Origin of the sequence: Blattabacterium cuenoti, from assembly GCF_014252275.1 — a bacterium.
Lineage (GTDB): Bacteria > Bacteroidota > Bacteroidia > Flavobacteriales > Blattabacteriaceae > Blattabacterium > Blattabacterium cuenoti_O.
This window is the reverse complement of the sequence record NZ_CP059214.1, coordinates 469,754-488,187: the sequence shown is the minus strand read 5'-3', so window position 1 is coordinate 488,187 and position 18,434 is coordinate 469,754. Positions and strand designations below refer to the sequence as shown.

Here is an 18,434-nt window from a genome sequence, read left to right as displayed (position 1 = left end):
ATTTCATAACAAATCTTTTTCTAATTTGATTTTTAAATGATTCATGTTTTTAATGATATTTCTTTTCTGATTTTTTATATAAGATATATATCCGGTTTCCTCAGAAATTACAATACATATTGCATCCACTTTTTCTGATAACCCTATAGCTGCTCTATGACGTAAACCTAAACGAGAAGGAATTTCATTGTTATAAGATAATGGTAGAATAGCTCGTGTTTTAATAATTTTATTTTCTATAATGATAACAGCACCATCATGTAATGGACTATTTTTATAAAATATACTTTCCAAAATAGGTATATTAACTTTAGCATCCATCTCGTCTCCGTTTTGTATGAAATCTTCCAATTCTTGATCCATTTGAATCACAATTAATCCACCGGTTTTATCCCCTGATAATATTCCACAAGATTTTACTATATTAGTTATGGTTTCTTTTTTTATCGAAATTCTTGATTTTCTCAAAAAGAAAAAAAAAATTTCGATAATAAATTTTATTTTTTATTAAAATGAGAAATTTTCTTATTTCTTGTTGAAACCCTATTATGAGGATGAAGAAAATTCCTTTTACGAAAAAATTGATGAATATAAAAAAAATATTGTAGGTCATTCATCGTAAGGATTTTGTAAAAAAGAAAAGTAATAATAATTCCATTATACATTTTAAAATAAGCATGGTTTATAAATAAGTTTTGATCAATAATAAATGATTCAATCAAATTAGAAAATATAAAGAAATACTATTGAACCCATACGTTTTTTTGTAAAGGAAAAAAAATTGGATGAAATTATTAATCGTAGAATAATTATGAGATACTTCGGTAATAGGATACTAATTTTATACATTCTTTGATCTCTTTTACATCATGTACACGAAATAATTTTGCATTTTTGAAAATTGCTATTGTATGAAGAATTGAAGTTCCATTTAAAGCATTTTTACAAGAAATATTTAATAATTGATGTATCATTGATTTTCTAGAAATTCCTATTAATATTACATGATTATTATACAAATTTAATAGAGATAAATGTTTCAATAATTGAAAATTTTGTTTTAATGTTTTTCCAAAACCAAATCCAGGATCTATAAGAATATCATTAATTCCATGTCGTTTTAAAAAAACGATTTTTTCCGAAAAAAAACGATGTATTTTTATGATGATATTTTCTTTTTTTTTTCTTTTTTTTTCACGAATGTGATAATAATTTAATACATAGGGTATTTGATATTTTCCTAACCAAGCATACATATTTGTATTGTACTGTCCTCCTGATATGTCATTGATCATGGTTACTCCTTCATTGATTCCTTGTTTTGCTACTTCACTACGAAAAGTGTCCAAAGAAATTTGAATATTTGGAAAATGTTTCTTAATCATTCGAATAGGAGAGATGACTCTTATTATTTCTTCTTCTTCTTTGACCCATCGTATTCCTGGTTTTGTAGAACAACCTCCAATGTCTATAATCTCTGCTCCTTCTTTTAACAAATTTTCTACATGTTTTAATATAGTATATTTAGAATATAGTTTGGACCCATCATAGAAAGAATCTGGCGTTAAATTAACAATCCCCATAATTTTGGGATGGTTAAAATCTAATAACCTTCCGGAAAAATTAATTATCGTCAAATTGTTATTTTTGTTATCATTGTATTTTAAATATAATTTAAATTAAATAAAATTCTTCATTTTATGAATGAAGTTATTTTTAAAAAATGTAAAAAAATTTTTATCGAAAAATTATATGATTATGATTTTCCTTGGATTGATCTTTCGAAAAATTCTCTTATAGATCAAATCTTCATCAAGATTTTTCGTGTAAAAAATATTCAATCAAAAAAATATCTTTCGGTAAAAGAAGAAAAAATTATAGATACCTATATTGATATTATTAATTACATTATTATAATGTTAATACAAACAGAAGCAAAAAAAATACAAAACATATCCCATAAACAGGTAATAATTTTATATAATAATAAAATTATTAGTATAAAACGTTATCTCAATGATTGTTTATGCATAAAAACATCTCCTTCGATAAAAGATTTATTGAACAAGATATGGTATTTAAAAAGTAATAAAAGTATTTCTATTGAAAGATTACAACATATCTCTTTCAAAATGATATATAAAATCATTCTTTTATCCAAAATAATGAATAAATAATATGAAAAAAAACATTGTCCTTGCAAATTGGAAAATGAATTTTGATTTCCATGAAACTACTTCTTTTATTAGAAATTTATTAAAATTTTTTTATGATCAAAATATTAATCATAAAAAAAAAATCATTCTTGCACCTTCTTTTCCTTTTTTACACATTTCTAACCAAATTGTACAAGGAACCAAATTAAAAATTGCAGCACAAAATGTTCATCATATGGAAAAGGGGACATATACTGGAGAAGTCTCTGCATTGATGTTATCATCTATAGGAATTTATAACGTGATTATTGGACATAGTGAACGAAGAACATTATGTTTTGAAACAGGAAATATCCTATTGAATAAAATTAAAATATCGATTAAATACGGATTTAATATTTTTTTATGTATTGGAGAAACAGATGAAGAAAGAAAAAAAAATGAACATTTTAATGTAATTCGTCAACAGTTAGAAGATACTGTATTTCATTTTTCTGTTGAAAAAATTCGATTTTTTTATATTGCATACGAACCTATCTGGGCAATTGGAACAGGAAAAATAGCAACAATTGAACAAATTCAAAATATGCATTGTTTTATTCGTTCTTTGTTTTTAAACAAATATGGAGAATCTATTTCCAATAAATTGTATATATTATATGGGGGGAGTATTAATCATGTTAATGCAAAAGAAATTTTTTTACAAAAAGATGTAGATGGAGGAATTATAGGAAATTGTTCTCTTGAATTTTCTAAATTTTTAAAGATTATTCAATTTTAGATTCTTTTATTTTGTTTGGCCTCGTAGCTTAAATGGATAGAGCATCTGATTACGGATCAGAAGGTTATGGGTTCGAGTCCCTTCGAGGTCTTTATGTTATTATCCTAAATAAGGTTTTAATATTTTACTCCTTGAAGAATGTTTAAGTCTTTTTAAAGCAATACTTTCTATTTGTCTTACTCTTTCTCTTGTTAAGTCACAAAATTGACCTACTTCTTCTAATGTCATAGGAGGTGAACCATTGAGTCCAAAATGTAGGACAATGACTCGACGTTCTCTTTCACTTAAAGTTTCTAAAATTCTTTTTATATCCTTTTTTAAAGATTCTTTTTCCAAATTTTCATCTGGTCTAGGCGATTCATCCGATCGTACTAAATCATATAAATTAGAATCTTCTCCTTCTATTAGAGGTGCATCCATAGAAATATGTCTTCCTGAATTCTTAATAGAATCTTCAACTTCTTTTTCATTCATCTTTAAGAATTCTGCTATTTCTCTAATAGATGGAGTTCTTTGTAACTCTTGTTCTAGTTGTGCTAAAGTTTTAAGGATTTTATTTAATAAAGCTAATTTATTGGTAGGTTGACGAATAGATCTTGATTGTTCTGCAATAGCCTGTAATATAGCTTGTCTTATCCACCAAACAACATAAGATATACATTTAAATCCTCGAGTTTCGTCAAAACGTAATATTCCTTTTATTAATCCTAAATTTCCCTCATTAATTAAATCACATAAACTTAATCCTTGATTTTGATATTGTTTTGCAACAGATACCACAAAACGTAAGTTCGCATTAACTAATTTATTTATTGATGAAGTATCTCCTTTTCTTGCTTTTCTTGCATATTCAACCTCTTCTTCAGGAGTTAATAAAGGAATTTTTCCAATTTCGTGAAGATATTTATCTAATGATTCTGATTCACGATTTGTAACCTGTTTTGTTATTTTTAGCTGTCTCATATGTTTATGATGTTTTTGGACGTGGTAGAAGAACTTTTCTAGAAAGTTTCATTTTTTTATTTTTTTCGTCTATACCCATAAATTTTACCTCAATAATATCTCCTATACGAAAGACTTCTTCTATATTTTTTAATTTTTTCCATCCTATTTCTGAAATATGTAATAACCCTTCCACTCCTTCTGAAATCTCTACAAAAGCTCCAAAATCTTTTATAGATTTTACTTTTGCTTTATATATTTTTCCTAATTCAGGAACAAAAGTCATTTTCTTAATTTTATCAACAGCGGTTTCAATTTGTTTAACATCTCTTCCAATAATTTCAATATATCCAAAATTTTCCTTTTCTTCAATTAAAATGTTTGTGTTTGTAGAAGACTGTATTTCCTGAATTACTTTTCCTCCTGGTCCAATCACTGAACCAATAAAATTTTTAGGAATGGTAAAAGTATATATTTTTGGAGCATGAGGTTTTAATGTTTTTCTATATTCAGGAAATGTTTTTAACATTTTATTTAAAATAGAAATACGTCCTTCCAACGATTGCATTAGCACTTTATGTAAGATTTCATACGTTAGTCCTTTATAATTTTTTACATCCATTTGACAAGCTGTAATTCCATTTTTAGTTCCTGTAATCTTAAAATCTAAATCTCCAAAATAATCTTCCTCTCCAAGTAGATCTGAAACAATAATTTTTTTATTTTTTTCTGTAAATACACCCATAGAAATACCAGATACAGGATTTTTTATAGGAATTCCTGCATCCATCAATGCTAAACTTGCTGCACAAACAGTTGCCATTGAAGATGATCCATTAGATTCTAATATCTCTGATACTACTCGAATAGTATATGGGTTTTCAGGAATAACATTTTTCAAAGCTCTTTGTGCTAAATGTCCATGACCGATTTCACGTCTAGAAACTCCTCTGATAGATCGTAATTCCCCTGTGGAAAACGGAGGAAAATTATAATGTAAATAAAATTTTTCTTGATTTTCCATGATAACATTATCTATTTTATTAGCATCTAAAGAAGATCCTAAGGTAACTGTTGTTAAGGCTTGTGTTTCTCCTCTAGAAAATAATGCAGATCCATGAACACCAGGTAGATAATCCACATATATAGATATCGGACGAATTTGATCATTTTTTCTTCCATCGAATCGAACTCCTTTTTGAAATAAAAAAAAATTGATCAATTTTTTTTTCAATTCTTCATAATAAGAATTTATGATCAATTCTTTTTTTTCAAAATCTTCTTTATTTGTGATAAATGATTTTTTAAAGTCGTTTAAAATGATTTGTTCTTGTACAGAACGATCTTTTTTTTTTAAACATTTTTCATACATCGTTTTTAAACGTTCATGTGAAAAAGAAAATAATTTTTGTTTTAATTCTTCATTTTTTTCTTCATTTATTTTTTTTTCTTCTACAAATTTTTCAAAAAAATATGTTTTATTTTTTTTGTCTTTTTTTAACTGATTCACTAATCGTTTTTGCGCTTCAATTTGTAATTGAATAGAATGATGAGCATGAATAATAGTATCTAGCAAATCTTTTTCTTTCACTTCTTTCATTTCTCCTTCTATCATTAAAATAGAATCCATCGATGCACCTACCACTAGATCTATATCTGCTTCTTGTAATTGTTCTAGGCTGGGATTGATGAAGAAATTTCCTTTCGAACGGATAATACGTACTTCTGATATAGGTCCATTAAAAGGAATTCCAGATACAGATAATGCCGTAGATGCAGCTAATCCAGCTAAGCCATCTGGTAAAACAGTTTTATCATATGATAATAAAGAAATCATAATTTGGATTTCTTTATTTAAAAAATTTGGGAACATTGGACGTAAAACACGATCTACTATTCTCATGGTTAATATTTCTTCATTAGAGGGTCTTCCTTCTCTTTTAATGTACCCTCCAGGAATTTTTCCACCTGCATAATATTTCTCTCGATAATCTACGGTCAATGGGAGAAAATCATATTCGTTATTTTTTTCTTTTGATATGACAACGGTAGATAATAACATTGTATCATTGACACGAACTATAGCAGATCCATCAGCCTGTTTTGCTAATTCACCGGTTTCTATAATAATATTCCGATTATCTTGCATCGAAATTATCTCTTTAATTGTTCCTGATGTATCTGTCATATTTTTTTCCATATTATATTCTACATTATTTCCTCAATCCTAGATGATGAATGATATCTTTATAATTGTTTTTATCCTTTTTTTCTATATACTTCAATAATTTTTTTCTTTTACTTACTAAGTTAATCAAGGATCTTTCTGTCTTAAAGTCTTTTTTATTTTTTTTTAGATGTTTGCTTAAATGATTGATACGATAAGTGAATAAAGCAACTTGAACGTTTGAAGAACCTGTATCTTGAATGGATTTTCCATAATTTTTAAATATTTCTTTTTTTTCCTCTGAATTCATAATAATACGTTAATAAAAATCATATTTTTGATAAAGTTAAAGATATTTTCTATATGGATTTTTATCTACCTCGAGTATAGATTCAATGTATTTTCTGTTATTACATAAACGAGGAATTTTATTTTGTCCTCCTAATTTTTTATGTTTTTTTAACCATTCATAAAATAAACCTTTTCTTACACTACATATTACGGGTTTTCCTAAAACAATATTTTTATATCGTTTGGTTTCATAATCTGAATTTAAATTTTGTAATTCTTTATCTAGAATATTTCTAAATTCATCAATATTTTTTGGAAATTTTTTAAATTCGATAATCCACTGATGATGTCCAGCATGATTATTCTTCATGTACATTGGTCCTGCTGTATATTCTTCAATTATCGCATTTGTCACTATACAAGCTTTATGTAAAGCTTTTTCCGCATTATCAATGATTAATTCTTCTCCAAAAGAATTAATATAGTGTTCTGTTCTTCCAGAAATGATCAATCGATAAGGAGATAAACTAGTAAATTTTATAGTATCTCCAACAAGATATCTCCATAATCCTGCATTTGTAGATATTACCATTGCATAATTTTTATTAGTTTCTACATTATCAATAGAGAAAATTTTCGGGTTGTTATCATTTAAATTTTCTATTGGAATAAATTCGTAGAAAATTCCATGATCTAATAGAAGTAAAAGATCTTCTCCATTATTTTGATCTTGAACGGCAAAAAAACCTTCTGATGCACAGTATATATTATAATAATTCACTGTTTTTCCAATAATATTTTGATATTGTTGTATATATGGGTGTATCCCAACTCCTCCATGAAATATTGCTTCTATTTTTGGCCATATTTCTTGAATATTTTTTTTACTGTATTGTTTCAATAATTGATTCAAGAATACTAACATCCAAGAACAAACACCTAATAAGATCCGTACATCATGATGAAATGTATATTTTATAATGTTTTCTAATTTTTTTTCCCAAGAACTCATTAATACAATGCTTTTTTTTGGAATACATATTTTATCCGCCCAAAAGGGCATATTTTTAATAAGGATAGAAGACAAATCTCCATAAAATGTATTATATTTTTTGTGAAGTTTATAACTTCCTCCTAAACGAACAGCTTTTCCAAAAAAAATCTTTGTTTTTGGATGATTATGTATATAAATAGATAACATATCTTTCCCTGCTTTATAATGACATTTACTCATAGAATCATCGGTAATGGGAATATATTTACTCCTAGTACTTGTTGTACCTGAAGACATAGCAAACCATTTAATTTTTCCTGGCCATAATATATCTTTCTCTCCTTTTCGAATTCTTTGTATGATATGATGTATATCGGAATATTTACATATCGGAATTCTTTCAGAAAATTGTTTATATTTTTTTATATCTCGGAATCCATATTGTTTTCCAAATTCAGTATCTTTTGCAGAATAAATCAATTCATTTATCAATCTGTTCTGTACATCTATTGGATTGTTTATAAATGATTCTATTTTTTTGATTCTTTTTTTAAGAAAAGAAGAAGTGAAATATCCTGATAAATAATTGATCATAATATTTTCAATTTTTTTCCGATAAATAAATAGAGACAATTTGAAAAGTTAATTCTTCTATACATATAGGATTAAATCGATGGAATTTAAGCCAATTTGTCATGTTTTTTCCGCAATAGCAAAAAGATTGAATTGATTCTTTTAAATAACAATACGCATTGTAATTCCCGGATAAAAGTCCTCCTAATTTATTAGTTATCAAAAAAGAATACCATTGGTATATTTTTTTGATAAAAAAATTAGATGGATAAGAGAATTCTAATATTTCTAATATTCCATGAGGTTTTAATATTCTAAATATTTCTTGAATAGAAACATGAATATCATAAAAGTTTCTTATTCCAAAAGAGATAGTTACGACATCAAATGTTTCGTTATTAAATGGAATAGAGTGAGAATCTCCTTGAATTAATTGGATTTTTTTATCCAAAAATTTTTTTTTAATTTTTTTTTTAGCTAAGATTAGCATATTCTTTGATGGATCCATTCCTATGATAGTAGCATTGCGAAATGTTTTTGCCAATAATATGGCAAAATCACCGGTACCAGTAGCTAAGTCTAATATTTGATTATATGAATGTTTTTCTATTTTTTTTAATAATTGAATAGATTTGTATCTCCAAAAATTATCCATTCCTAAAGATAGAAAATGATTGATAAAATCATATTTATTCGCAATTTGATCAAACATCTTCTCCAATTCTTCTTTTTTTAAAGAAAAAGAATGTTTATTCATATTTTATTTAAATTATAATCATAATATACAATTCAATTGATTTATTTTTTGCTTTATTATTGAAAAAATTTTAATTTATTAATGATTCGATCAATCATTACAGTTAAAGGGCATTATTTTCCAAAAAAATTATAAAAAATGATGACTTTTTAAATTATGAATTTTATGATCAAAGGAGGAATAAAAATAAAAACGTCAAATGAAGAAATTATTAAAAAATTTAAACATAGGAATGAGAGAGAATAATTATCTTCATAAAAAATTATTTAATTCTGATATGGCAACTATTTCCGTAAAAAAAGTAATCATATAATTCAAGAATTTACAAAGAAAAAATAGATTATATCATTGATTGATTCACATAATTATGGAAATATTCATTCTAATTTTTTACAATCCGATATCATTCCTCTATGGATATGGATAATCTAGTAACAAATAAATTGAACATAAAAAATGTTAAGTGTAAATTCCATATGATATGATTATTGAATGTTCATGAAGGATAGCAGGAACGATCATAGCAGAATCATTATTGCAATCTAAATATGAAAAAAATGTTTTAATCATAAGATATGAACCATTATCAAAAGTTGTCGATCTATATGATCGAAATTCTATGATATTTTCATATGGAGATGGTGTTACGTTTGTTTTATCTGCAATATGATGATATCAAATCTTTGAATGATCATTAAAAGTATGGAATTATTTGTTATGATAGTTAATGTAATAACGATCATGATGAATTGTATTATTTAACCAATGGTTTTTCTTTAAATTTTAAATTACAAAAAATCATTGATTAATATTTGGAATGAATAGAAGGAAAATTTATGAATCTTCATTAAAAGAAGGATCAAACATGATGAAAAATATTTTTGAAAAAACACATTTGCATTTAAAAGACGTAGAAAAAATTTTCTTCATCAAGTTAATGTAAAAATGGATTATACTATTTTAAAAAGACTATTAAAATTGTATGATTGTCCATTTTCAAAAAAAGAAATTTATCAACAAATTATCCTTATGACAATTGAAAAATTTGGAAATTCTTCTTTGGCAAAAAGGCCTAATTTACTATATTGAATTTTTCAAAAAAAAATGATGACTCACTAAATCAAATCTTTTGATATAATTCTTAATGAACTCTTTAGGAGATGGAAGAAATATACATAGCATGATTGATCATTTTCTAAAACAAAATAGATATTATGAAAAAAAAAATACATCCAAAAAATTATAGACTTGTTGTTTTTAAAGATATTAACAACGAAAAAATTTTTATATGCAAATCTACTGTTAAAACGAAAGAAATCATTCGCATTAACGAATGCGAATATCCATTATATAAAATGGAAATATCAAGCTATTCACATCCATTCTTTACAGGAGAAAAAAGATTTTTTGGTAAGACAGGACCAGCAGAAAAATTTAAAAGAAAGTATAAAAAATATAAAAAATTTTAAATTTTATTGATGAATTTTGTATTATATGATGGATTGTTAGAATGGAAAAATTTATTTCCGTTAACACTAACACGATCTATTTCTGAAATTCGTTTGGGGATGTTTACCATAAAAGAAAGATGGAAAAAATATCTTGAAAAAAAAATTGTATACATCGTTACACAATCCTTTCTCATGCAAAATAATTTTTCAGATAAACATCCACTTACAATTGAGGATGCTGTACTAATCAACTCTTCATTTATTCCTAATCAAGAATTGATAGGAATGATTACTACCATGAAAAAAAATGAAAAGATCTGTTTAGAGAATGGAGATCTTATCGCAACAAGATATGATCATTTTTTGTATGAAAAAGATTATCACAATGGTCTTTTGAAAAAAGAATATTGGATAAAGGAATCCTATATAAAAAATATTATACGTATTAAAAATATTTATGATATTTTAATGAAAAATGAAATTGTATTGAAAGAGGATTTTCGTTTTTTTTCAAAAAAGAATAAATCTTATCATTTGTTGGGAAAGAACGTAATTCTTTGTAAAGAAAAAATTTTTTTAGAGGAAAACATAAAAACAAATAATATTGTTTTAAATGCAGAATATGGTCCAATATACATACAAAAAGGAGTAAAAATATTGGAAGGAAGTGTGATTAGAGGCCCAGTATCAATTGGAAAAAATACGACATTAAGTATCGGATCAAAAATATATGGAAATACCACTATCGGTCAATGTTGTAAAGTAGGTGGAGAAATTGTAAATTCTGTGATTTTTTCGTATTCAAACAAATCTCATGACGGATTTTTAGGAAATTCTATTATAGGAAAATGGTGTAATTTAGGATCTGGTACAAATGTATCAAATCTAAGGAATGATTATAAAAATGTAACGTTGTGGAATTATGAAAAGAAAATGTTTATTCCAACAAACATACAATTTTTTGGTACGGTAATGGGGGATCATTCTAAGTCTTCTATCAATACACAATTAAATACTGCAACGTTAATCGGTGTGGGATGTAGTATTTTTGGATATGGATTTCCTCCTAGATATATTCCTTCTTTTTCTTTAGGATGTATACAAAATAATAAAAAAGTTTCTTTTAAAGAATTTTGCGAAACGATCGATATTGTAATGAATAGAAGAAATAAAAACTTAGATTTTTTTGAAAAAAGTATATTAAAGTATTTGTATCAATTATCGAATATTTAATTTTTTATTAAAAATATAATTTTATGCTGAAACATAATTTAGGATTTCCTCGTATAGGAAAAAAAAGGGAATTTAAAAGGGCTTGTGAAGATTACTGGTCAAATAAAATTGATTTATCTACTTTATTTCAAGTAGGAAAAGAAATCAAAAGAGAAAATTGGATTCTACAAGATATCGCAGGAATTGATTTGATTCCATGCAACGATTTTAGTTTCTATGATCATGTATTAGACATGTCATTATTATTGGGTGTTATTCCAAAATCTTATTCTTCTATTTCTGTAATAAAAAACCATATAGACTTGTATTTTTCTATGGCTAGAGGATTTCAAAAAAATGGATGGGATATCAAAGCAATGGAAATGACTAAATGGTTTAATACAAATTATCATTACATTGTACCTGAATTTGAAAAGAATCAAAAGTTTTTGATTTTCTCAAATAAGATATTTGAAGAAATAGAAGAATTAAAAATTCTATTAAAATCTACAAAAAAAATTAAACCCGTATTAATCGGTCCCATGTCATATCTTTTTTTGGGAAAAGAAAAAGATAAAACATTTAATAGAATGGATTTATTGAATCAATTGATTCCTGTTTATATTAAAATCATTAATAAAATTAAAAATCAGGGAGTTAACTGGATTCAGTTGGATGAACCTATTTTATCATTAGATTTATCAAAAGAATATAAAGACTTTTTTCTTCATTCCTATGAAATGTTGTCTCAATGTTTTTCTAATATCAATGTATTATTAGCAACTTATTTTGATGGAATAAGTGAGAATTATTCAATCGTAAAAAATTTAAATATTAAAGCTTTACATATAGATTTGGCATCAGATATAAATCAACTAGAAAATATATTGACTAATATTAAAAATTCAAACATGTCTTTATCTTTAGGATTGATTAATGGAAGAAATATATGGAAGAATGATTATAAAAAATCAAAACATTTGATTGAAGAAACTATTCAATGTATAGGAAAAAATCGTGTAATGATTGCACCTAGTTGTTCTCTTTTACATGTTCCTATAGATATAGGATATGAAAAATCTATTCCTAAACATCTCAAAATGAGAATGTCATTTGCAAAACAAAAAATTCATGAACTAGTTGATTTAGAAAATATTATAAATGGAGATAAGGACCTACTTGATAAGAATATTAATATATTCAATACATCTCAATTTTTTTATGATAAAAAAGTTCATAAGAAGTTTTTCATTAAAAATGAAGATTTAAAGAGAAATAGCCAATTTAAATTTAGGAAAGAAAAACAACGAAAAAAATTTCGTTTTCCATTGTTTCCAACTACAACTATCGGTTCTTTTCCACAAACAAAGCAAATAAGGATTATACGTAGTAAGTTTCGTAATAATAATTTGAGCCGACAAGATTATGAAAAAAAAATAAAATTTTTTATTAAAGATGTAATTAAAAAACAAGAAGAAATTGATTTAGACGTTTTCGTTCATGGAGAATTCGAAAGGACTGATATGGTAGAATATTTTGCAGAAAAATTAAATGGAATTATTTCTACTGAAAATGGCTGGGTACAAAGTTATGGAAGTCGATGTGTAAAACCACCTATTATTTGTGGAGATGTAAGTAGAAACAAAAATATGACTACACATTGGATTAATTTTGCTCAATCTCAAACCAAAAAACCAGTTAAAGGAATGTTAACTGGACCTGTCACTATTTTGCAGTGGTCTTTTGTAAGAGATGATCAACCTGTTTATAAAACAGCATATCAAATTGCTTGGGCCATTAGAGAAGAGGTAAAATCTTTGGAAGATGCTGGTATTCAAATTATTCAGATTGATGAACCTGCTTTAAGAGAAGGGTTTCCATTGAAAAGAAAAAATTGGAAATTTTATTTTGATTGGTCGATAAAATCTTTTCTCATTGCTTCCAGTGTAGTAAAAGATGAAACTCAAATACATACGCATATGTGTTATAGTGAATTTAATGACATATTAAATTATATTACTGAATTAGATGCTGATGTAATCACATTAGAAACCTCTAGATCAAAAATGGAGTTATTAAAAGCGTTTTCTAAATTTTCTTATCCAAATGAAATAGGTCCTGGAGTGTATGATATTCATTCTCCAAGAATTCCTACAGTCAATGAAATTTTGGATTTAATTAAAAAAGCATCAGAATTATTACCGATTGAAAATATTTGGATAAATCCAGATTGTGGACTAAAAACAAGAACTTGGGAGGAAGTAATGAAATCTTTAAAAAATATGACAAAAGCTGCAAAAATCGCAAGAAAAAATTATAGAATAAAACAGATAAAGTAAAAAAAAGATTATTTCCCTATTTTTGTTCATAGAATACGGAAATAATGAACTTAAAAGAACGAGAAAATAGAATTAAAAATGTATTTAAAAACTTAACAAGTTGGGAAGATAAATATGAATATTTAATAGATTTAGGAAATAGTTTAAAAAAAAAATCGAGTGAATTTAGATCTAATGATAAATTAATCCAAGGATGTCAATCTAATGTTTGGTTAGAAGCAACATTGAAAAACAATCGTCTTTTCTTTGAAGCAGATAGTGAAGCAATTTTACCTAAAGGAATGATTTCCCTTATGATTCGTCTATATTCCGGACTAAATCCCTTAGAAATTATTTATGCAGATTCAAATATAATTTCAGAAATTGGATTAGATACTTTTCTTACCCCTATTCGTGCTAATGGAATAATTTTATTCTTTAAAAAAATAAAATTTTATGCATTTGCTTTCAATTATAAAATAAATCTTCTTCAAGAGAAAACAAAGATGTAGTTGTGACAAAAAATAATAATATAGTTCAAACTATTAATCCGGTTGATAACCGTATTTTAAATAAATATTTTTTTCTCAATGAAAAAAATATTGAAAGAAAATTATATATATCTAATCAAGCATATAAAATATGGAAAAATATTTCTATAAAAGAAAGGATTTTTTATCTTAAAGAACTTTCTTTTCATATGAAAAAAAAAATGGATCATATTGCACGTTTGATCACTATAGAAATGGGAAAACCTATTTCACAATCTCGTTTAGAAATAAAAAAAAGTATTGAACTTTGTAATTATTATGCTAATCATATCAATGATTCTATATTCTTTCATTACATAAATGAGAAAAAATTCCATGGTAAATGTTATGTTGAATATTCATCTATAGGTCCTATCATAGGATTTATGCCTTGGAATTTTCCTATTTGGCAAACAATACGATCTTCAATTCCGAACATAATGCTGGGAAATGTTATCCTTATTAAACCTTCTACGAATACTTCAGGTTGTTCATTTTTATTGGAAAAAATCTTTTTAAGATCTGGTTTTCCAAAAGGAATTTTTCAAATTTTATTAATAGATATTGATCAAACTGAATCTGTTATATCTCATGATATTATACAAGGAGTAACGTTTACAGGAAGTTATAAAATTGGTAGTATAATTGGATCTTTATCTGGAAAACACATTAAAAAATCAATTTTAGAATTAGGAGGAAATGATGCTTTTGTTGTAATGAAGGATGTAAGAGATCTTCAGAAAGTTGCTAAATACGCAGTACAATCAAGATTAAATAATACTGGACAAACATGTATTTCCGCAAAAAGATTTATAGTAGATGAATTAATCCTTGATAACTTTATTGATTTAGTTGTTCAAGAAATGAAAAAATTTCATAAAGGAGATTTATTTGATTCTTCAACAAAAATAGGATATATATCACGTATTGATTTATCGGATAGATTATATAAACAATATTTAAAAATTTTATCTAGTAATGGAAAAATATGTTTATCATCTAATCGAGAAGGGAATTTTTTTTCTCCATCATTATTAAAAATAGAAAAAAATAATTCTTTCATATCTCAAGAGGAAATTTTTGGTCCAATAGGAATTATCATGTCGTTTTCTAACGAAAATGAAATTCCTGATATTGTAAATAATACGTTATATGGACTTGGTGCATCTATTTGGACAGAAGATTTAAAAAAAGCAGAAATCATATCCAAAGAAATACAGACAGGAATGATCTTTATCAATGACATTGTACAATCGAATCCTATGTATCCTTTTGGAGGAGTGAAGAAATCTGGATATGGAAGAGAATTATCCTTATTATCCATTAAAGAATTTGCTAATTGTAAAACTTTTTTCGTCAAACAATTATAAAATTTTACGCATTCTTGAAACAGGAATATTCATTTGTTCTCGATATTTAGTTATTGTTCTACGAGCAATAATGTATCCTTTTTTCTTTAATATTTGAGATAATTTTTCATCAGTAAGGGGATTTTTTTTATTTTCCTTAGAAATAGAATCTCTTAATATTTTTTTTATTTTTATAGAAGAAATTTCTTCTCCTTTTTTATTTTTCATTTTTTCGGAAAAAAAACTTTTTATTAAAAATGTTCCATATGGAGTGTTTACGTATTTACTATTAGCAACACGTGAAACTGTAGATATTCCTATTCCAATTTTTTGGGATATATTTTTTAAAATCATAGGTTTTATTTTAGTTTTATCTCCTGTTAAAAAATATTCTTTTTGATATTCCATAATAGCGTTCATAGTTATTAATAATGTATTTTGACGTTTTTTTATAGCATCAACAAACCATTTAGCTGAGTTTACTTTATTCTTTATAAAGAGAAAAGTATTTTCATTATTTCCTCTTTTTTTAGAGTATGATTTTTTGTAAGACTTTAACATATCTAAATAAATAGAAGAAATTTTTATTTCCGGAATATTTCTATGATTTAATGATAATTCTAACTTTTCGTTTACAATACAAATTGTGAAATCTGGAATGATATGGGTTATATTTTTATAATTTTCAGAATAAATCTTTCCTGGTTTTGGATTTAATTTTTTTATTTGATAAATAGCATCTTTTAACTCTTTTTTTGAAATTTTTAATTTATTTTGTAATTTTTTATAATTTTTTTTAGTAAAAAATTCAAAATAATTTTTAATAATTTCTTTTGCTAAAAGAGTAGATTTTTTTATTTTTTTTCCTTCTAATTGAATAAACAAACATTCCTGTAAATTCCTTGATCCGACCCCAATTGGATCCAATTTTTGGATATACTTTACAAGTAATTGTTCTATTTTTTCTTCTTTAATTAATTTTCCATATCTTAAGAAAATATCGTCAGATATATATTTTATTTTTCTTCTTATATACCCATTATTATCTATATTTCCTAATATAAAATCTGCTATGAATAAATCTTCATTATTTAATGAACGGAAAGTATGTAATTGATGTTTTAAAAAATCATGAAAAGAAATATTAGAAACAATAGGTATATTATTCCTATTAATGTTTTCATAAACATTTTTTTGTTTTTCATGAAAATCTTCTATACCATTATCATCATCGTTTAAATTATAATAATCATCGATATCATCATGATTATTATTGTTTGTTGTATTATTTTCTTCATTAGATATAAGATCATAATTTTCATTATTTATTTCTTCTTCATAAGATGATTCTAATTCTAAAGCAGGATTTTCTTCTAACTCTTGTCGAACTTTTTTTTCAAAATCTAAAGTAGATAATTGAATCAGTTTCATCAATTTTATTTGTTGAGGAGAAAGTTTATGTTGTCCTTTCTGTATGAGTTGTTGTTTAAGCATATTTATTAAAATGATGCATTTTTTGGCGTTCTTGGAAATGGAATGACATCACGAATATTTTTCATTCCTGTCATAAATTGAACAAATCGGTCAAAACCTAGTCCAAATCCACTATGAGGAACAGATCCAAAACGACGTGTATCTAAATACCACCAGAGTAATTTTTTATCTAAACTTTTGTTTTTGATATTTGTTAATAAAACTTCATAACGTTCTTCTCGTTGAGATCCCCCTATAATTTCTCCTATCCCTGGAAGTAATATATCCATTGATTTCACTGTTTTCCCATCATCATTAACGCGCATATAAAATGATTTAATACAAAAAGGATAATTATAAATGATTAAAGGTCTTTTTTTAAAATATATATTTACTAAATATTGTTCATGTTCAGATTGTAAATCCATTCCCCAAAAAATTGTATGAGTAAATGTTATATTTTTTTTTTCTTTTTCTTGATTTAGAATATTTATAACCTCTGTATAACTAATTTTTTTAAATGGATATTTTAGTATATATTTTAGTTTTTCTAAAAGAGAAATTTCTCCTTCCATATTCCATTTTTTTATATTTTCATTTAAAAACGATAAATCATCCATGCAATGATCAAGGATATATTGAATGGTAAATTTTATTAAGTCTTCCGCTAAATGAATATTTTCTTCTAAGTGAAAAAATGCCATTTCTGGTTCAACCATCCAGAATTCAGATAAGTGTCTTGATGTATTTGAATTTTCTGCACGAAACACAGGTCCAAAAGTATAAACTTTTCCTAATCCTAAAGCTGCCACTTCAGCTTCTAATTGACCAGATACGCTAAGATAAGTTTTACATTTAAAAAAATCCTTTGTATAATCAATATCATTTTGATTGAGATCCATGGATGTAACTTGGAACATTTTTCCAGCTCCCTCACAATCTGAAGTAGTAATAATTGGAGTATTTATATAAAAAAAATTTTTTTCATAAAAATATTTATGTATAGAAAAAGACATATTATTTCTTATTCTCATAATACAACCAAATATATTTGTTTGAAAACGTAAATGAGATTGTTCTCGTATTTTTTCTATACTATGTTTTTTTGGTTGTAAAATAGATTTTTGCATGATTTGAGTAGGAACCGATTGATATATTTTAATATCTGTAGAATGTAATTCTATACATTGTTTTTTTCCTATACTTTTTTTGATAATTCCTATTACTCTGATAGAAGTTCCAATAGTAATTTTTTTTAAGAATTCTTTTTTGAAATATTTTGATAAAACAATTTGTAAATGATTTATTGTTGATCCATCATTTAATGATAAAAAAATAGAATAACGCATAGAACGAATCCATCCTTCAACTAATACTTTTTGATTTAAAAAAAAAATCCCTTTCTTCAACAATTCTTTAATTGAATACTTTTGAATCATT

At 25.3% G+C, this 18,434-nt stretch carries 17 protein-coding genes and 1 tRNA gene; 9 read left to right on the top strand and 9 right to left on the bottom strand.

Going from position 1 to position 18,434, the window contains the following annotated elements:
• Window positions 1–3: 3 nt before the first annotated feature.
• A complete protein-coding gene (locus H0H42_RS02375) occupies window positions 4–468 on the bottom strand; it encodes a diadenylate cyclase (protein ID WP_223843682.1) in 465 nt (154 codons plus the stop codon).
• Between the two features lie 341 nt (window positions 469–809).
• Window positions 810–1,583, bottom strand: a complete 774-nt coding sequence (gene folP, locus H0H42_RS02370; RefSeq protein ID WP_185868449.1) for a dihydropteroate synthase — start codon at window positions 1,581–1,583, stop codon at window positions 810–812.
• Window positions 1,584–1,700: 117 nt separating this feature from the next.
• On the opposite strand from folP, the gene H0H42_RS02365 reads away from it, so the two are divergent.
• The 3 genes from H0H42_RS02365 to H0H42_RS02355 all read left to right on the top strand — a co-directional run bounded on the left by H0H42_RS02365 (window position 1,701) and on the right by H0H42_RS02355 (window position 3,028).
• A complete protein-coding gene (locus H0H42_RS02365; RefSeq protein ID WP_185868448.1) occupies window positions 1,701–2,177 on the top strand; it encodes a nucleotide modification associated domain-containing protein in 477 nt (158 codons plus the stop codon).
• Between the two features lies 1 nt (window position 2,178).
• Window positions 2,179–2,937 carry a triose-phosphate isomerase gene (tpiA, locus tag H0H42_RS02360; protein WP_185868447.1) on the top strand — a complete coding sequence of 253 codons (759 nt, stop codon included), beginning with the start codon at window positions 2,179–2,181 and terminating at the stop codon, window positions 2,935–2,937.
• A 17-nt stretch (window positions 2,938–2,954) separates the two neighbouring features.
• Window positions 2,955–3,028 (top strand) — tRNA-Arg (locus H0H42_RS02355).
• 8 nt (window positions 3,029–3,036) lie between these two features.
• On the opposite strand, the gene H0H42_RS02350 is transcribed toward H0H42_RS02355, so the two are convergent.
• Genes H0H42_RS02350 through ubiE form a run of 5 tightly spaced genes read right to left on the bottom strand, consistent with a single transcriptional unit; the run spans window position 3,037 to window position 8,661 of the window.
• On the bottom strand, window positions 3,037–3,900 hold the full coding sequence (locus H0H42_RS02350) for a sigma-70 family RNA polymerase sigma factor (protein ID WP_185868446.1): 864 nt from the start codon (window positions 3,898–3,900) through the stop codon (window positions 3,037–3,039).
• A gap of 4 nt (window positions 3,901–3,904) precedes the next feature.
• Window positions 3,905–6,079 (bottom strand): polyribonucleotide nucleotidyltransferase, encoded by a 2,175-nt coding sequence (locus H0H42_RS02345; RefSeq protein ID WP_223843681.1) that lies wholly within the window; start codon window positions 6,077–6,079, stop codon window positions 3,905–3,907.
• A 13-nt stretch (window positions 6,080–6,092) separates the two neighbouring features.
• A complete protein-coding gene (gene rpsO, locus H0H42_RS02340) occupies window positions 6,093–6,356 on the bottom strand; it encodes a 30S ribosomal protein S15 (RefSeq protein WP_394798835.1) in 264 nt (87 codons plus the stop codon).
• Window positions 6,357–6,392: 36 nt separating this feature from the next.
• Window positions 6,393–7,925 (bottom strand): GH3 auxin-responsive promoter family protein, encoded by a 1,533-nt coding sequence (locus tag H0H42_RS02335; protein ID WP_185868445.1) that lies wholly within the window; start codon window positions 7,923–7,925, stop codon window positions 6,393–6,395.
• Between the two features lie 7 nt (window positions 7,926–7,932).
• Window positions 7,933–8,661 carry a bifunctional demethylmenaquinone methyltransferase/2-methoxy-6-polyprenyl-1,4-benzoquinol methylase UbiE gene (gene ubiE / locus H0H42_RS02330; RefSeq protein WP_185868444.1) on the bottom strand — a complete coding sequence of 243 codons (729 nt, stop codon included), beginning with the start codon at window positions 8,659–8,661 and terminating at the stop codon, window positions 7,933–7,935.
• Between the two features lie 535 nt (window positions 8,662–9,196).
• Here ubiE and H0H42_RS02750 point away from each other — a divergent pair.
• From H0H42_RS02750 to H0H42_RS02300, 6 genes are all read left to right on the top strand, one after another.
• Window positions 9,197–9,331 (top strand): beta-ketoacyl-[acyl-carrier-protein] synthase family protein, encoded by a 135-nt coding sequence (locus H0H42_RS02750; RefSeq protein ID WP_262887291.1) that lies wholly within the window; start codon window positions 9,197–9,199, stop codon window positions 9,329–9,331.
• Between the two features lie 544 nt (window positions 9,332–9,875).
• The gene (locus tag H0H42_RS02320) at window positions 9,876–10,130 is read left to right on the top strand and encodes a type B 50S ribosomal protein L31 (RefSeq protein WP_185868443.1); all 255 of its coding nucleotides are present in this window, start codon (window positions 9,876–9,878) and stop codon (window positions 10,128–10,130) included.
• A gap of 9 nt (window positions 10,131–10,139) precedes the next feature.
• The gene (locus H0H42_RS02315) at window positions 10,140–11,345 is read left to right on the top strand and encodes a putative sugar nucleotidyl transferase (RefSeq protein WP_185868442.1); all 1,206 of its coding nucleotides are present in this window, start codon (window positions 10,140–10,142) and stop codon (window positions 11,343–11,345) included.
• A gap of 23 nt (window positions 11,346–11,368) precedes the next feature.
• Entirely contained in the window at window positions 11,369–13,663 is a 2,295-nt protein-coding gene (gene metE, locus H0H42_RS02310) for a 5-methyltetrahydropteroyltriglutamate--homocysteine S-methyltransferase (RefSeq protein WP_185868441.1), read from the top strand.
• 44 nt (window positions 13,664–13,707) lie between these two features.
• Window positions 13,708–14,154 carry a SufE family protein gene (locus H0H42_RS02305; protein WP_185868440.1) on the top strand — a complete coding sequence of 149 codons (447 nt, stop codon included), beginning with the start codon at window positions 13,708–13,710 and terminating at the stop codon, window positions 14,152–14,154.
• Between the two features lie 2 nt (window positions 14,155–14,156).
• On the top strand, window positions 14,157–15,542 hold the full coding sequence (locus H0H42_RS02300) for an aldehyde dehydrogenase family protein (RefSeq protein WP_223843680.1): 1,386 nt from the start codon (window positions 14,157–14,159) through the stop codon (window positions 15,540–15,542).
• On the opposite strand, the gene rpoN is transcribed toward H0H42_RS02300, so the two are convergent.
• Both rpoN and asnS read right to left on the bottom strand, forming a co-directional pair.
• Window positions 15,537–17,015 carry an RNA polymerase factor sigma-54 gene (rpoN, locus tag H0H42_RS02295; protein ID WP_185868439.1) on the bottom strand — a complete coding sequence of 493 codons (1,479 nt, stop codon included), beginning with the start codon at window positions 17,013–17,015 and terminating at the stop codon, window positions 15,537–15,539. The two genes, H0H42_RS02300 and rpoN, sit on opposite strands and share 6 nt — an antisense overlap.
• A 5-nt stretch (window positions 17,016–17,020) precedes the next feature.
• Complete coding sequence (gene asnS, locus H0H42_RS02290) at window positions 17,021–18,433, bottom strand: asparagine--tRNA ligase (RefSeq protein WP_185868438.1); 1,413 nt, start codon at window positions 18,431–18,433, stop codon at window positions 17,021–17,023.
• Between the last annotated feature and the right edge of the window lies 1 nt (window position 18,434).

Coding starts and splice junctions, on each gene's coding strand:
- folP (WP_185868449.1), bottom strand. CDS start 1,583: ATGGGGATTGTTAATTTAACGCCAGATTCTTTCTATGATGGGTCCAAA.
- H0H42_RS02365 (WP_185868448.1), top strand. CDS start 1,701: ATGAATGAAGTTATTTTTAAAAAATGTAAAAAAATTTTTATCGAAAAA.
- tpiA (WP_185868447.1), top strand. CDS start 2,179: ATGAAAAAAAACATTGTCCTTGCAAATTGGAAAATGAATTTTGATTTC.
- H0H42_RS02350 (WP_185868446.1), bottom strand. CDS start 3,900: ATGAGACAGCTAAAAATAACAAAACAGGTTACAAATCGTGAATCAGAA.
- H0H42_RS02345 (WP_223843681.1), bottom strand. CDS start 6,079: ATGGAAAAAAATATGACAGATACATCAGGAACAATTAAAGAGATAATT.
- rpsO (WP_394798835.1), bottom strand. CDS start 6,356: ATGAATTCAGAGGAAAAAAAAGAAATATTTAAAAATTATGGAAAATCC.
- H0H42_RS02335 (WP_185868445.1), bottom strand. CDS start 7,925: ATGATCAATTATTTATCAGGATATTTCACTTCTTCTTTTCTTAAAAAA.
- ubiE (WP_185868444.1), bottom strand. CDS start 8,661: ATGAATAAACATTCTTTTTCTTTAAAAAAAGAAGAATTGGAGAAGATG.
- H0H42_RS02320 (WP_185868443.1), top strand. CDS start 9,876: ATGAAAAAAAAAATACATCCAAAAAATTATAGACTTGTTGTTTTTAAA.
- H0H42_RS02315 (WP_185868442.1), top strand. CDS start 10,140: ATGAATTTTGTATTATATGATGGATTGTTAGAATGGAAAAATTTATTT.
- metE (WP_185868441.1), top strand. CDS start 11,369: ATGCTGAAACATAATTTAGGATTTCCTCGTATAGGAAAAAAAAGGGAA.
- H0H42_RS02305 (WP_185868440.1), top strand. CDS start 13,708: ATGAACTTAAAAGAACGAGAAAATAGAATTAAAAATGTATTTAAAAAC.
- rpoN (WP_185868439.1), bottom strand. CDS start 17,015: ATGCTTAAACAACAACTCATACAGAAAGGACAACATAAACTTTCTCCT.
- asnS (WP_185868438.1), bottom strand. CDS start 18,433: ATGATTCAAAAGTATTCAATTAAAGAATTGTTGAAGAAAGGGATTTTT.